At 71.4% G+C, this 14531-nt stretch carries 11 protein-coding genes; 3 read left to right on the top strand and 8 right to left on the bottom strand.

Translation table 11 applies throughout. The annotated features are described in order from the left end of the window. The 4 genes from CCN44_RS29265 to nsdA form a co-directional block, all read right to left on the bottom strand. On the bottom strand, positions 1-1623 hold a 1623-nt coding region (locus CCN44_RS29265; protein WP_086700884.1), incomplete at its 3' end, for a [protein-PII] uridylyltransferase. A 54-nt stretch (positions 1624-1677) separates the two neighbouring features. After that, positions 1678-2016 carry a P-II family nitrogen regulator gene (locus CCN44_RS29260; protein ID WP_030990174.1) on the bottom strand — a complete coding sequence of 113 codons (339 nt, stop codon included), beginning with the start codon at positions 2014-2016 and terminating at the stop codon, positions 1678-1680. Continuing rightward, entirely contained in the window at positions 2013-3350 is a 1338-nt protein-coding gene (locus CCN44_RS29255; protein ID WP_059252832.1) for an ammonium transporter, read from the bottom strand. Before CCN44_RS29255 ends, CCN44_RS29260 begins: the two co-directional genes overlap by 4 nt. Before the next feature lie 334 nt (positions 3351-3684). Continuing rightward, a complete protein-coding gene (gene nsdA, locus CCN44_RS29250; protein ID WP_086700882.1) occupies positions 3685-5163 on the bottom strand; it encodes a transcriptional repressor NsdA in 1479 nt (492 codons plus the stop codon). A gap of 456 nt (positions 5164-5619) precedes the next feature. On the opposite strand from nsdA, the gene CCN44_RS29245 reads away from it, so the two are divergent. Next, on the top strand, positions 5620-6276 hold the full coding sequence (locus tag CCN44_RS29245) for a bifunctional DNA primase/polymerase (RefSeq protein ID WP_086700879.1): 657 nt from the start codon (positions 5620-5622) through the stop codon (positions 6274-6276). 87 nt (positions 6277-6363) lie between these two features. On the opposite strand, the gene ftsY is transcribed toward CCN44_RS29245, so the two are convergent. Further along, the gene (ftsY, locus tag CCN44_RS29240) at positions 6364-7566 is read right to left on the bottom strand and encodes a signal recognition particle-docking protein FtsY (RefSeq protein ID WP_059252829.1); all 1203 of its coding nucleotides are present in this window, start codon (positions 7564-7566) and stop codon (positions 6364-6366) included. Between the two features lie 170 nt (positions 7567-7736). Between ftsY and CCN44_RS29235 the strand changes: the two genes are divergently transcribed. Then, on the top strand, positions 7737-9185 hold the full coding sequence (locus CCN44_RS29235) for a cytosine permease (protein WP_086700876.1): 1449 nt from the start codon (positions 7737-7739) through the stop codon (positions 9183-9185). Positions 9186-9239: 54 nt separating this feature from the next. Next, a complete protein-coding gene (locus tag CCN44_RS29230) occupies positions 9240-10211 on the top strand; it encodes an LLM class flavin-dependent oxidoreductase (RefSeq protein ID WP_059252827.1) in 972 nt (323 codons plus the stop codon). Between the two features lie 27 nt (positions 10212-10238). On the opposite strand, the gene CCN44_RS29225 is transcribed toward CCN44_RS29230, so the two are convergent. From CCN44_RS29225 to CCN44_RS29215, 3 genes are all read right to left on the bottom strand, one after another. Further along, the gene (locus CCN44_RS29225) at positions 10239-11552 is read right to left on the bottom strand and encodes a penicillin-binding transpeptidase domain-containing protein (protein ID WP_086700873.1); all 1314 of its coding nucleotides are present in this window, start codon (positions 11550-11552) and stop codon (positions 10239-10241) included. Positions 11553-11708: 156 nt separating this feature from the next. Further along, complete coding sequence (locus tag CCN44_RS29220; protein WP_059252825.1) at positions 11709-13127, bottom strand: sugar porter family MFS transporter; 1419 nt, start codon at positions 13125-13127, stop codon at positions 11709-11711. A gap of 212 nt (positions 13128-13339) precedes the next feature. Next, positions 13340-14531, bottom strand: a 1192-nt coding sequence (locus tag CCN44_RS29215) for an AAA family ATPase (RefSeq protein WP_158103164.1), incomplete at its 5' end; no start/stop codon positions are given.

Here is a 14531-nt window from a genome sequence, read left to right as displayed (position 1 = left end):
GTGCAGCAGTTCCAGGGTGCTCTGGGTGCCGACCGCCTCGGCGACCGAGCGGACGGTGGCGGGGTCGTCCAGGTCGCGGCGGGTGGCCGTCTCGATGAGCAGCAGGTGGTGGCGGACCAGCAGGGACAGCACGGCCACGTCCGACCGGTCGAAGCCGATGCGCGCGGCGACGTCCTTGGCGATGATCTCGCCGGCCACCGAGTGGTCGCCGGGCCAGCCCTTGCCGATGTCGTGCAGCAGGGCGGCGACCAGCAGCAGGTCGGGGCGGCCGACCCGGCGGGTGAGTTCGGAGGCGCGGACGGCGGTCTCGATGAGGTGCCGGTCGACCGTCCAGACGTGGACGGCGTTGCGCTGGGGGCGGCAGCGGACCCGTTCCCAGTCCGGGAGCAGGCGGCTGATCAGGCCCTCGGCCTCCAGTGCCTCCCAGACCTCGACCGTCGGGCGGCCGGAGCCGAGCAGGGTGACGAGCTGCTCGCGGGCCTCGGCGGGCCAGGGCGTGGGCAGGGGGCGCGCGGTGGCGGCCATGCGCCGTACGGCGTGCAGGGAGAGCGGGAGGCCGGCCTGTGCGGCGGCGGCAGCGGCACGCAGCGGAAGCACGGGGTCGCGTTCGGGGCGTGCGGCGCGGGCGAGCACCACCTCGCCGTCCTGCTCGACCACGCCCTCGGCCAGGGGCGACCGTTCCGTGACCGGTTTGCCGCCGCCCAGCATGGCGCGCAGCCGCGGCCGGACGGTGCGCGAGCGCAGGACGCGCCCCACCTCGCGCCAGGTGACGTCGCTGGCGTAGGCGATCACGCGCGCCGCCTCGTAGACCTGCCGCAGCAGCGTGTCGGCGTCGAGCAGGCCCAGTTCGGCGGCGACCTGGTCCTGTTCCTGCAGCGCGAGCCGGTCGGTGGCGCGGCCGGTGGCCAGGTGCAGGGCGTCGCGTACGTCGAGGAGGCTGCGGCGGGCGTCGGCCAGGCCCTCGCGCGGGGCGTCGGCGAGCCAGGAGGCGGCGACGGCGCGCAGGGCGGTGGCGTCGCGGAGGCCGCCGCGGGCCTCCTTGAGGTCCGGTTCCAGCAGGTACTGGAGTTCGCCCTGCCGTGCGGCGCGTTCGGCGCACAGTTCCTGGAGTTCGGGGAGCCGTTTGGGGGCCTGGTTGCGCCAGTCGGCGAGGGCGGTGGTGCGCAGGCCGGCGCTGAGGGCGGGGTCGCCGGCGAGGTGGCGGGCGTCGAGCAGGCCGAGGTGGACCTTGAGATCCTCGCCGGCCGTCCTACGGGCCTCGGCGGGGGTGCGGACGGAGTGGTCGAGGGAGAGGCCGAGGTCCCAGACGGGGTACCAGAGCCGGTCGGCGAGGGCGGCGACCGCGCCGGGGTCGGAGCCGTCGTGCAGCAGGACGAGGTCGAGGTCGCTGCGCGGGGACAGTTCCCCGCGGCCGTAGCCGCCCACGGCCACCAGCGAGACGCCCCGCGCCCCGGCCGCGGCGGCGCCGAACAGTCCGGCGAGCCAGTCGTCGGTCAGTTCGGCCAGGGCGGTACGGCGCGGCGGCCCGGACCGCGCTCCCTCCGTGAGGAGGCGCAGCCGGGCCGCCGCGTAGCCGCCGGGTCCCGAGTCTTCCGTCTCTTTCCGCACATCCGTACCCGTCACCCGGCGACTCCTGTCCTGTGTGCCCCGACTGTCCCTGACCCGGATTCTGCTGTGTCAGAGCGCGTCCGGCCCGCGCTCGCCCGTGCGGACGCGTACGGCGGTCTCGACGGGCAGCGACCAGACCTTGCCGTCCCCGATCTTGCCGGTGCGGGCCGCCTTGACGATGACCTCGATCAGCTGTTCGGCGTCGTCGTCCTCGGCCAGCACCTCGATGCGGATCTTGGGGACGAGGTCGACGGTGTACTCGGCACCGCGGTAGACCTCGGTGTGGCCGCGCTGCCGGCCGTAGCCGCTGGCCTCGGTGACCGTGAGGCCGTGGACGCCGAAGGCCTGGAGGGCTTCCTTGATCTCGTCGAGCCGGTGGGGCTTGACGACGGCGGTGATGAGCTTCATGCGTCCACCTTCTTGGTCTGCGCGGCGGCCAGGGCGGGGGCGGCGACGGTCCCGGTGACCCCGCCGCCGGCGCCGCTGAAGTCGTATGCGGTCTCGGCGTGCTCGGCCTGGTCGATGCCGGAGATCTCCTCGTCCTCGGTGACCCGCATGCCGAGGGTCTTGTCGAGGAGGAGGGCGAGGACGGCGGAGACGACCAGGGAGTAGGCGAGGACCGCGAAGACACCGGCGCACTGCTTCCACAGCTGGTCGAAGGAGTGGTCGCCGTAGAAGACGCCGGTCGCGGTGGACTGGCCCTTGCCGGTGGCGAAGAAGCCGACCAGCAGGGAGCCGATGATGCCGCCGACCATGTGGACGCCGACGACGTCGAGGGAGTCGTCGAAGCCGAACTTGAACTTCAGGCCGACGGCCGCGGCGCAGGCGACACCGGCGATGGCGCCGACGGCGATCGCGCCGAGCGGGGAGACCGCGCCGCCGGACGGGGTGATGGCGACCAGGCCGGCGACCGCGCCGGAGGCGGCGCCGAGCGTGGTGAACGCGCCGTGCCGGATCTTCTCGTAGGCGAGCCAGGCCAGCATGGCGGCGGCGGTGGCGACCTGGGTGTTGACGAACATCAGCGCGCCGACGCCGTCGTCGTTGCCGAGCCAGGAGCCGGCGTTGAAGCCGAACCAGCCGAACCACAGCAGGCCGGCGCCGAGCATGACCAGCGGGAGGCTGTGCGGGCGCATGGGGTCGCGCTTGAAGCCGACGCGCTTGCCGATGACGAGGATGACACCGAGGGCCGCCGCACCGGCGTTGATGTGGACCGCCGTACCGCCCGCGAAGTCGATCACGCCGAGCTTGAAGGCCCAGCCGTCGGCGCCCCAGACCCAGTGGGCGACGGGGACGTAGACGATCGTGGCCCACAGCGCGACGAAGAGCGCCCAGGCGGAGAACTTGACCCGGTCGGCGAGGGCGCCGCTTATCAGGGCCGGCGTGATGATCGCGAACATCAGCTGGAAGACCATGAAGACGAAGACCGGGATGGTGTAGCCGTCCCAGAGTTCCGTCAGGCCGATGTTGCTGAGCCCGATCCAGTCGGCGTTGTAGCCGAGGAGGCTGTTGCCGGTGCCGAAGGCGAAGGAGAAGCCGTAGAGCACCCACAGGATGGTGACGATCCCGAGGCTGATGAAGCTCATCATCAGCATGTTCAGGGTGCTCTTGACGCGGACCATGCCTCCGTAGAAGAAGGCCAGTCCCGGGGTCATGAGCATCACCAGGGCGGAACAGATGAGCATGAAGCCTGTGTTGGCGGACGACAGTTTCGTGTCCGCCGCAAGCATGATGGCTGGTGCCATCGGCGTCTCCTCGTCGATTGGTGCGGCCCCGTGCGGGCGGTGCCTGAGCGGTCCGGTCGGGGTGAGGGGTGGGCCGGTTATGCGCCACGAGATTGGCGCAGCGCGGTTTCGGTGGAAGCCCCTCGTTGTTTCGCCGGGGTGACAAGGGCGCCTTGCGTGTTACGCCTGGATGAAGCGCCGGATTCCGGGCTCGCCGATCGTTATCGTGGCGCAACCTGCGGGCGGAGGAGACACAGACCGGCCGCGGCGGGCCTTCCGATGACCTGGCATGGGGGAGCCGAGTCGGGCAGTTCGGGAGGACCGGCCGCGGCCGGGGTTCGGGGGGTTGCGGTGGTCAGACGGCTTCGGCGGCCTCCGGGAGGTCGACGGCGAGCTGGTCACTGAGGTCGACCACGGCGGCGAGGTCGCCGTAGTCGCGCACGGCCGTGTCGACCGTCTTTCGGATACGGGTGTTCACCCGCTCGGAACGGACCTTCTTGGCGATCTCCATGGCCTTCGTGGCGTAGGTCGTGCTCTGCTCGGGCTCGCGCTGGAGCAGGTGCACGGTGGACATGCCGATCAGGTTGAGGGCGTACGACCGCTGGTGCTCGGAGTCCTTGGCGAACAGCTCCACGGCCCGCCGCATCAGCGGTTCGGCGAGGGAGGCGTAGGTGGGGCTGCGCCCGGCGACGTAGGCGAGGTCGCGGTAGGAGTGGGAGTTCTCGCCGTACAGCTCGGCCTCGGAGAAGAAGCGGATCCAGTCGGGATCCGGCTCGTCCCACTCGTCGGCCTCGGCGAAGGTGTCCTCGGCCATGCGGACGGCGCGCTTGGTCTTGCCGGGCTGGCCCATGTTGGCGTAGGCGCGGGCCTCCATCGCATACAGCATGGACTGGGTGCGCGGGCTCGCGCAGTCGCGGCTGCCGTACTGGGCGAGGTGGATCAGTTCCAGGGCGTCCTCGGGGCGGCCGAGATGGATCATCTGGCGGCTCATGCTGGAGAGGATGTAGGAGCCGAGCGGCTTGTCACCGGCTTCCTTGGCGGCGTGCAGGGCCAGCACGAAGTACTTCTGCGCGGTGGGTTGCAGGCCGACGTCGTACGACATCCAGCCGGCCAGTTCGGCCAGCTCGGCGGCGACCTGGAAGAGCTTGCGGGTGGTGGCCTCGGGCTGGGGTTCCTGGAGCAGGTCGGTGACCTCGTGCAGCTGGCCGACGACGGCCTTGCGGCGCAGGCCGCCGCCGCACTGGGCGTCCCACTGGCGGAACATGCGCGTGGTGGACTCCAGCAGGTCCAGCTCGGGCCGGGAGAGCCGGCCCGGCCGGCGCGGGTCGAGCGCGGGCTGCGGCTCGGGCGGCACCGGGGAGGCCGGGGCGGGCACGAGCCAGCGCTGCATGGGCTCGATGAGGGAGGGGCCGGCGGACAGGGCGAGCGAGGTGCCGAGGAAGCCGCGCCGGGCGAGCATCAGGTCGCTGCGGGAGAACTCGCCGAGCAGCGCGACCGTCTGCGGGCCGGTCCAGGGCAGGTCGACGCCGGAGGCGGCGGGCGACTGGCGGGCGGTGCGCAGGCCGAGGTCCTCGATGGAGACCACGCAGCCGAAGCGCTCGGAGAACAGCTCCGAGAGGATGCGCGGGATCGGTTCGCGGGGGTTCTCCCCGTCCAGCCAGCGGCGCACCCGCGAGGTGTCGGTGGAGATGTGGTTGGCACCCAACTGGCGTGCCCGGCGGTTCACTTGGCGGGCCAGCTCGCCCTTGGACCAGCCGCTGCGCACGAACCACGAGCCGAGCAGCTCGTTGGGGCGCTTGTCAGCGTGTGTCCCGCTACCGCCATTGCCGCCCACTGGAATGCCCCCATCCCTGAGACCACTTGTCGCCTGATGCGCCAAGCCCTATCAGAATGCCGGTAAATACGGGCTCCCGTCCGCCGGTTCTCACCCTTCGAACGAGTTGACGACTTGCCTCCGGCATACCCACGAGTGCATGTGCCCCCGGGACTCGCACACTCACAGTAATCCTACGATCACCCGTCCAGCCACGGGGATCCCGGAAACGCCACCATTCGCCACCCCTTCGAATGAACTCACGATCGGCTCCGCGCGATTCACTTGACATAGGACGGCCGGAAGTAGGCGGACCGATGCATACAGGGGCGCACATCCCCCCGTGTGCCACCCGTCGCACCTCAAGGCGCCGCCTTGTTCCCGCACCACCGCGGGCAGGGGCGCCGTAGCGTTACGTTCCGCTTCCGTCTCGTTCCGTGGCGTAACCACCCGCGCGCTGGACCCGTTGGAGGGGGCATGGGCTTCACGATCGGCGGCATCCGCGAGATCCGTTCCGGCACGCGTCGGCGCGGGCGTGCGGCGGAGTGCACCGCCGTCGCCGAGTTCACCGGACTGTGGGGCTGGGACGTGGTGCCGGGGGCACGGGCCGCCGGCGGCGTCTGTTCGTGCGGGCGCGCCGACTGCGCGGCGCCGGGCGCGCATCCGCTGGAGTTCGCGCCGCCGGTGCCGGCCGGGGCCACGCTGGACGAGGTGAACAAGGCCTGGTCCGAGTTCCCGGGCGCCTCCGTGATGCTGCCGGTGGGCCAGGCCTTCGACGCCATCGAGGTCTCGGAGCCGGCCGGCCGGCGCGCCCTGGTCCGCCTGGAGCGCATGGGCCTGCCGGTCGGTCCGGTGACCGCCACCCCGGACGGCCGCGCCCACTTCTTCGTCGCCCCCGGTGCCGCCGCCGACCTGCCCCGGCTGCTCTACCGCATGGGCTGGGACGACCCGGCCGCCCTCGACCTGCGCGGCCTCGGCCCCGGCACGTACCTCACCGCGCCGCCCTCGGACCGGGGCGGCCTGGGCCCGGCGCGCTGGCTCCGCCCGCCCGCGCTGGACTCGGCGACCAGGCCGCCGGCGGCGCGGCTGCTGCTGGGCACGCTGGCGTACGTGGCGCACCGGTCGCGGGCGTGAGCGCGCCGGAGACGACGAAGCTCCCGTCCCCGACTGCACCTCGGGGGCGGGAGCTTCGCGCTGCGGGCTGCACTCGCGGGTAAGTGCTCAGTCACCGATCAGCGCGTCCACGAACGCCTCCGGCTCGAACGGCGCGAGGTCGTCCGCGCCCTCGCCGAGTCCGACCAGCTTGACCGGCACGCCCAGCTCCCGCTGGACCGCGACCACGATGCCGCCCTTGGCCGTGCCGTCCAGCTTGGTCAGCACGATGCCGGTGATGTCCACGACCTCGGCGAACACCCGGGCCTGCACCAGGCCGTTCTGACCGGTGGTGGCGTCCAGGACGAGCAGCACCTCGTCCAGCGGCGCGTGCTTCTCCACCACGCGCTTGACCTTGCCCAGCTCGTCCATGAGGCCGGTCTTGGTGTGCAGACGCCCGGCGGTGTCGATGAGGACGACGTCGACCCCCATCTCCTTGCCTTCCTTGACCGCGTCGAAGGCCACGGAGGCGGGGTCGCCGGCCTCGGGGCCGCGCACGGTGTAGGCGCCGACCCGCTCGCCCCAGGTCTGGAGCTGGTCGGCGGCGGCGGCCCGGAAGGTGTCGGCGGCGCCGAGGACGACCGTGCGGCCGTCGGCGACCAGGACCCGGGCGAGCTTGCCGGTGGTGGTGGTCTTGCCGGTGCCGTTGACGCCGACGACCATCACGATGCCCGGCTTGCGGTCCTCCGGCTCGGTCTTCACCGTGCGGTCGACGTCGGTGCCGATCAGCTTGAGCAGCTCCTCGCGGAGCAGGCCGCGCAGCTCCTCGGGGGTGCGGGTGCCGAGGACCCGCACGCGCTCGCGCAGCCGCTCGACCAGTTCCTGGGTGGGCTGCACACCGACGTCCGCGGTGAGCAGCGTGTCCTCGATCTCCTCCCAGGTGTCCTCGTCCAGGTGTTCGCGCGAGAGCAGCGTGAGCAGGCCCTTGCCCAGGGCGTTCTGGGAGCGGGACAGGCGGGCGCGCAGGCGGACCAGCCGGCCTGCGGTGGGCTCCGGGATCTCGATCTCGGGAGCCTCGACAACGGGCGGCTCCTCGACGACGACCGGTGCGGGGCCGCCCGGGAGATCCACCTCCTCGATCGTCCGGCGCGGTTCGTCGCGCGGCGTCTCGGCTTCGTCGCCGACGTGCGGCTCGGCCGGGGGCGCGGTGATGTCGGGCGTCTTGGGGGGCGGCGGGGGCAGCGGCTTCCGGCGCCGGCTGCCCACGATCAGCCCGCCGAGCGCGCCGAGCACGACCACGGCGATGACTACAGCAAGGATGATGGTTTCCATAACCCGACCAGTATCGGACATGGGGTGCGTCAGGGCCGCGTTTGTGGCTTCCTCCGAGAGACAAAGGCCACTTAACGCAAGGACTCGGAGCAAAGTACGATGGTGGCGGCTCTGTCCACGCGCGTAGAGTCCCCACGTCCCCCTGTCCCCCCACGTCTGGCACCTCTTTCATGAGCAAAACCGTCGAGACCGAAGGCGCTCTCGAAACCCGCGGTATCGAACAGGTCCCCGACCACGAGCGCACGGCCAAGACCCGGGAGCTGTTCCCCACCTGGGTCGGCGCGAACATCAGCGTGCTGCTGCTGACGATGGGCGCGAGCCTGGTCGTGGCGTACCACCTGAACATCTGGCAGGCGCTGGTCGTCGCGGTGGCGGCGCCGGTCGTGTCGTACGGCCTCGTCGGCCTGATCGGCATCGCGGGCAAGCGGGGCGGCGCGCCCGGCATGGCGCTGTCGCGGGCGGTCTTCGGACAGCGCGGCAATCTGCTGCCCGGTTCGCTGATCTGGATCGCGCGCTGGGGCTGGGAGACGATCAACGCGGTGACCGGCGCGTACGCGATGCTCACCATCCTCGACATCCTGTTCGACATCAAGGCGAACAGCGTGCTGGACATGGTGACGCTGCTGGCGTTCGTCGTCGCGACCTTCGCGATCTCCGGGCTCGGCATCACCGCCGTGCAGAAGTGCAACACGTACGCGACGTATCTCTTCGGCGTCTTCTCGGTGCTGGTCCTGGGCTATCTGGTGGCGAACACCGACTGGTCGAAGGTGATGGACCACAGCGCCGGTTCCACGGCCGCGGTGATCACCGGCATCGGCATGATCGCCGCGGGCGGTGTCAGCTGGATCCCGTCCGCCCCCGACTTCACCCGCTACCTGCCGCGCACGGCCTCGTCCAAGGCGATCGTGGGCACGGCGGTCGGCGGTGCCGGCGTCGTCGTGCTGCCCATGGTGCTGATGGGCGCGGTGATGGCGGTCTCCACGCCGGACCTGGCCTCGGCGAGCGACCCGGTGTCCTTCCTGGGCGAGATCCTGCCGACCTGGATCGCCGTGCCGTACCTGTTCATCGCGCTGATCGGCATGCTGCTGATCAACTCGATGTCGATGTACTCGGCGGGCTTCACCGCGCAGACCCTGGGCATCACGGTGCCGCGGCACTGGGCCGTCTCGGTCAACGCCGTGATCTCGCTGCTCTTCGGCGGGGTGCTGATGCTGGTGGCGACGAGCTTCATGGGCTCCTTCATCGCCTTCCTGTCGCTGCTGGCGGTGGCGTTCTCGGCCTGGGTCGGCGTGTTCGGCGCGGACATGCTGAGCCGCACCGAGTACGACGGCCGGGCCATGGCCGACACCACCCGCACCAGCGCCTACTGGTACAAGGGCGGCTTCTCCCCCGCGGCCGTGGCCGCCTGGGCGGTCGGTCTGGTGTCGGGCCTGATGTTCACCACCTCGGACTGGTTCACCGGCCCGCTCGCGACGAACAACGTGATCGGCGAGTACGGCCTCGGCTGGGTCGCGACCATCGTGATCTCGGGCGTGCTCTACCTGGTGCTGCCGAAGCCGGCGGCCGTGCGCCCGGCGACCGGGGCGCCCGCGGAGGAGTCCGAGACCCTGGCTGTCTGACGCCGCGTCAGCTACCGTCCCCCTCCACCGAGTCCTACCGGAGGGGGACTTCGCATGCCCGTCACGGTCGTACGCTTCAACCTCGTCGCTCCCGGCGCCTCTCCCGCCGCCCTCTCCGCCCGCTACCGGGCCGCGCTGGAGATGGCCGCGTACGCGGACGGGCACGGCATCACCACCGTGCAGACCGAGGAGCACCACGGCGCGGAGAACAACTGGCTGCCCTCGCCGTTCGCCTTCGCGGGAGCGGTGTTCGGGGCGACCCGCCGGATCGCGGTGACGGTGTCGGCGGTGATCGGCCCGCTGCACGACCCGCTGCGGCTGGCCGAGGACATCGCCGTCCTGGACCTGCTGAGCGGCGGGCGGCTGGTGACCGTGGCGGGGATCGGTTACCGGCCGGAGGAGTACGACCTGTTCGGCGTCGACTGGCGGCGCCGGGGCCGGATCCAGGACGAGCTGCTGGAGACGCTGCTGAAGGCGTGGTCGGGTGAGGAGTTCGTCCACCGGGGCCGCAGGGTGCGGCTCACCCCGCGGCCGTACACCGATCCGCATCCGCTGCTGCTGGTCGGCGGCTCCTCCCGGGCCGCCGCCCGCCGGGCCGCCCGGCTCGGTCTGCCGTTCTTCCCGAGCGCGCATCTGCCGGAGCTGGAGGCGTACTACAAGGAGAAGCTGACCGAGTACGGCACCGAGGGCTGGACCATGATGCCGGCCGCCGAGACCCCGCTGCTGCACCTCGCCGAGGACCCGGACCGGGCCTGGGCCGAGTACGGCGGGCACTTCCTGCACGAGGCCCGGACCTACGCCTCCTGGCAGTCGGACGGGATCCGCTCGGCGGTGCGGTCGGCGGCCACGAGCGTGGCGGAGCTGCGCGCCGAGGGCGTGTACCGGGTGCTCACCCCGGAGCAGTGCGTGGCACAGGGCCTGGACAGCCTGGTGCTGCATCCGCTGGTGGGCGGGATGCCGGTGGAGGAGGGCTGGCGCAGCCTCCGGCTCTTCGCCGAGCGGGTGGTTCCGGCGCTGGGCGGCTGACACCCGGGTCTCGGCCCGAGGGCCGTCTCAGGCCAACGCCGCGAGGATCTTCCCGGCGATCCGTCCCGCCTCCTGGCCGCCGTCCCCGCCGGACACATGGACCGCGACGCTGACCAGCCGGCCGTCCCCCTGGCGCGCGTAGGTGGTGAACCAGGATCCTTGGCGGTCGCCGTCCCGGCTCGCCACCGCCGGCAGAGCGGACCGCAGCTGTTCCGCGGTGCGGCGTGAGACGGCCCGGCCGGAGCCGCCCGAGTCCGCCGGCCTCTGCGTGCTGCCGTCCGCCTTCTCCACCCGCTCCACCAGTCGCGGGGTCACGAGCCGGCCGCCGTCGGCCAGCGCGGCCGTGATCCTCGCCGTCTCCAGCGGTGTGGCGACGACGCCCCCGCCACCGGTGCCGGTCCGGGCCAGCTGCGCGGCCGTGAGCGGCTTCGTGGGATACGTGCTCTCGGTGGCGCGGAGAGGGATCGTCAGCTCCTGGTTGTAACCGAGTTTCTCCGCCGTCGACCGGAGCGCGGACTGGCCCGCGTCGACGGCCAGCCTGGCGAAGACGTTGTCGCAGGAGTACCGGAGGGCCGTACGGATCGACGCGTTCTCGCACCGCGGGGAGTCACCGGCCACGGCGGCGTCCGTGCCGGGGACGACGTAGTTCAGGGGCGTCCTCGTGGAGTCGTCCACGCTCGCGTACAGCCCGTGCTCCAGGGCGGCCGCGGCGACCACCACGTGGAACGTCGCACCGGGGCCGGGGGCCAGGCGCAGGGCCCGGTTGAGCAGGGGGTCACGCTCGTCCGCGGTCAGCGCCTTCCAGGCCGTCGCGTCATCGGGCGTGGCGCCGCTGAAGGTCGCGGGGTCGTAGGACGGCGTGCTGACCAGGGCGAGCAGCCTTCCGGTGCGCGCGTCCAGGGCGACGGCCGCTCCCCGCCGGTCGCCCAGGGCGTCGAAGGCGGCTTTCTGCGCCTTGGGGTCGATGGTCGTCACGACGTTGCCCGACGCCCCGCCGGACTTCACCCCGGCGGTCAGGACGTCGTCGTAGACGGCTTCCAGTCCGTTCCGGCCGTACATCATGGACCGGTACCCCGTGACCGGGGCGTAGAGCGCGCCGTCCGTAGAGGTGCGCCGGTAGGGGACCTTGTCGACGCCCGAGAGCTCCGAACCGGTGACGGCTTTCCCGCCGACGACGATGTTTCCCAGCCCGCGGCTCGACGGCGACCGCGAAGCCGCCGTGCCGTCGGGCCCCGTGGCCGCTCCGCCCCCGTCCTCGTTGCCGCCGCACGCCGCTGAGGACGCCGCGAGGGCGAGGACGAGGCCTGGGACCAGAAGGGTCTTTTTGATCACCGAGTGCATGGCGAACACCCTAGAAGCGGTGGCCGCGGGGCCGGGCGGTAAAAACCGCCGCCCCCGGTCCGGGCAGTGGCCGGGCCGGGGGCGGCGGACGGTACGAGGAGAGGGGCAGCGGGGACTTGGCCCTTCTCCCCGAGTGCGGGGGGCCTGCGGGGAGGCTCAGCCCATCTCCTCCAGGGACTTGCCCTTCGTCTCCTTGACGAACTTGAGGACGAACGGGATGGAGAGCGCGGCGAAGACGGTGTAGATCACGTAGGTGCCGGAGAGGTTCCAGTCGGCCAGCGACGGGAAGCTCGCGGTGATGGCCCAGTTGGCGATCCACTGCGCGGCGGCGGCCACGCCCAGGGCGGCGGCGCGGATCCTGTTCGGGAACATCTCGCCGAGCATGACCCAGACGACCACACCCCAGGACAGGGCGAAGAACAGGACGAACAGGTGGGCGGCGATCAGGGCGACCCAGCCCTGGGTGCTCGGCAGCTTGCCGCCGACCAGGTCGTAGCTGAACGCCCAGGCCTCCAGTGCGAGGCCGACGGCCATGCCGATCGAGCCGATGAGGGCGAGCGGCCTGCGGCCGACCCGGTCCACGAAGATCATCGCGATCACGGTGCCGACGATGTTGATGATCGACGTCGTGAAGGAGTAGAAGAACGAGTCCGTCGGGTCGACGCCGACCGACTGCCACAGCGTCGAGGAGTAGTAGAACGCGACGTTGATGCCGACGAACTGCTGGAAGACCGACAGGCCGATACCGATCCAGACGATCGGCTTGAAGAAGAAGGAGCCACCGAGCAGGTCCTTGAAGGAGGACTTGTGCTCGCTGTTCATCGCCTGCTCGATCTCGGCGACGCGGGCGTCCAGGTCGATGTCCTTGCCCTCGACCTCGGCGAGGATCTCCCGCGCGCGGTCCCGCTTGCCGACGGAGAGCAGGAAGCGCGGGGACTCGGGGATGGCGAAGGACAGCAGGCCGTAGAGGACGGCCGGGACGACCATCACGCCGAGCATGACCTGCCAGGCCTCCAGGCCCATCAGCTTGCCGCGCTGGTCGCCGCCGGCGGCGTTGAGCAGGCCCCAGTTGACGAGCTGGGAGACGGCGATGCCGACGACGATCGCGGCCTGCTGGAAGGAGCCGAGCCGGCCGCGGTAGGCGGGCGGGGCGACCTCGGCGATGTAGGCGGGGCCGATGACGGAGGCCATACCGATGGCGAAACCGCCGACGACGCGCCAGAACGCGAGGTCCCACAGCGCGAAGGGCAGCGCGGAGCCGACGGCGCTGATGGTGAAGAGGACCGCGGCGATCTGCATGCAGCGGATGCGGCCGATGCGGTCGGCGATGCGGCCGGCGGTGGCGGCGCCGATGGCACAGCCGATCAGGGCGACCGCGATGACCTGAGCGAGGGCGGCGGAACCGATGTCGTAGCGGTCGCGGATGGCCTCTACGGCGCCGTTGATCACGGAGCTGTCGTAGCCGAAGAGGAAACCGCCCATGGCGGCAGCCGCCGCGATGAAGATGACGTGCCCGAGATGATCGGGTTGAGCCGTCCTGGCTCCTGACTGAGGTGCCTGCGCTGTGCTGGTCACGTGTATCTCCTCGGGCCACGGCAACGCTGCCGTGTGGGGTGAGCCCTCTCAGGTGGTGACACCTGAAGGTAAAAGCAACGTTGCAGAGACTATGCCTTCAAGTTTCGAAGTCAATAGTTCAACGGCTGTGAGTTTTTAGATATGCCTGTGAGCTCTGTGTTCAAGAACTGAACGCAGAGTGAAGTGATCTTCTAGTGGATCTTGAAAGTCGGCTAGCGCAGCCGCTGCGAGATGACCTTCGACACACCGTCGCCCTGCATGGACACGCCGTAGAGCGCGTCGGCGACCTCCATCGTGCGCTTCTGGTGCGTGATCACGATCAGCTGCGAGGTCTCCTGCAGCTCCTGCATGATCCGGATCAGCCGCTGGAGGTTGGTGTCGTCCAGCGCGGCCTCGACCTCGTCCATGACGTAGAAGGGGCTCGGCCGGGCCTTGAAGATGGACACCAGGAGCGCGACGGCCGTCAGCGAGCGCTCGCCGCCCGAGAGCAGGGAGAGCCGCTTGACCTTCTTGCCCGGCGGGCGCGCCTCGACGTCCACGCCCGTGGTGAGCATGTTGTCGGGGTCGGTCAGCACCAGGCGGCCCTCGCCGCCCGGGAACAGCCGGCCGAAGACGCCCTCGAACTCCCGGGCGGTGTCCCGGTAGGCCTCGGTGAAGACCTGCTCGACGCGCTCGTCGACCTCCTTCACCACCTGGAGCAGGTCGGCGCGGGTCTTCTTCAGGTCCTCCAGCTGTTCGCTGAGGAACTTGTGCCGCTCCTCCAGCGCCGCGAACTCCTCCAGCGCCAGCGGGTTGACCTTGCCGAGCTGCTGGTACGCCCGCTCGGCCGCCTTGAGCCGCTTCTCCTGCTCGGCACGGACGAAGGGGCGGGGCTGGTTCCGCGGGTGCGCGGGGTCCTCGGGCAGCTGCTCGCCGTCGGCGGGGGGCGAGGGCGGCACGGGCTGGTGCGGACCGTACTCCGCCACCAGCCCCTCCGGTTCGACACCCAGCTCCTCCAGCGCCCTGGTCTCCAGCTGCTCGATGCGCAGCCGCTTCTCGGCGCCGAGTACCTCGCCCCGGTGGACCGAATCCGTCAACTTGTCGAGCTCGGCCTTCAGTTCACGGCCCGCCGTACGGGCGGCGGCCAGCTCCTGCTCGCCCCGGGCCAGCGACACCTCGACGTGCGCGAGCAGCTGCCGGGCGCCGGAGGCGACGGCTTCGGCGACCGCCGCCTCGTGCCGCAGCCGGGCCCGCCGCTGCTCGGCACGCGCGCGTGCCTCGCGTTCGGCGCGGGCCGCGCGGTCGAGCGAGTCGGCGCGCCCGGCGAGCCCCTTGACCCGCTCCTCGTGCGTACGGACCTGGAGGCGGGCCTCCATCTCGGTCTGCCGGGCGTTGGCCCCGTCGGCGGCGAGCCGGTCCCGCACC

The organism is Streptomyces tricolor, assembly GCF_002155905.1.
Classification (GTDB): domain Bacteria; phylum Actinomycetota; class Actinomycetes; order Streptomycetales; family Streptomycetaceae; genus Streptomyces; species Streptomyces tricolor.
Note: the sequence above shows the minus strand (reverse complement) of the source record. Positions and strands in the feature narration are given on the sequence as shown.

Coding starts and splice junctions, on each gene's coding strand:
- CCN44_RS29260 (WP_030990174.1), bottom strand. CDS start 2,016: ATGAAGCTCATCACCGCCGTCGTCAAGCCCCACCGGCTCGACGAGATC.
- CCN44_RS29255 (WP_059252832.1), bottom strand. CDS start 3,350: ATGGCACCAGCCATCATGCTTGCGGCGGACACGAAACTGTCGTCCGCC.
- CCN44_RS29245 (WP_086700879.1), top strand. CDS start 5,620: ATGGGCTTCACGATCGGCGGCATCCGCGAGATCCGTTCCGGCACGCGT.
- ftsY (WP_059252829.1), bottom strand. CDS start 7,566: ATGGAAACCATCATCCTTGCTGTAGTCATCGCCGTGGTCGTGCTCGGC.
- CCN44_RS29235 (WP_086700876.1), top strand. CDS start 7,737: ATGAGCAAAACCGTCGAGACCGAAGGCGCTCTCGAAACCCGCGGTATC.
- CCN44_RS29230 (WP_059252827.1), top strand. CDS start 9,240: ATGCCCGTCACGGTCGTACGCTTCAACCTCGTCGCTCCCGGCGCCTCT.
- CCN44_RS29225 (WP_086700873.1), bottom strand. CDS start 11,552: ATGCACTCGGTGATCAAAAAGACCCTTCTGGTCCCAGGCCTCGTCCTC.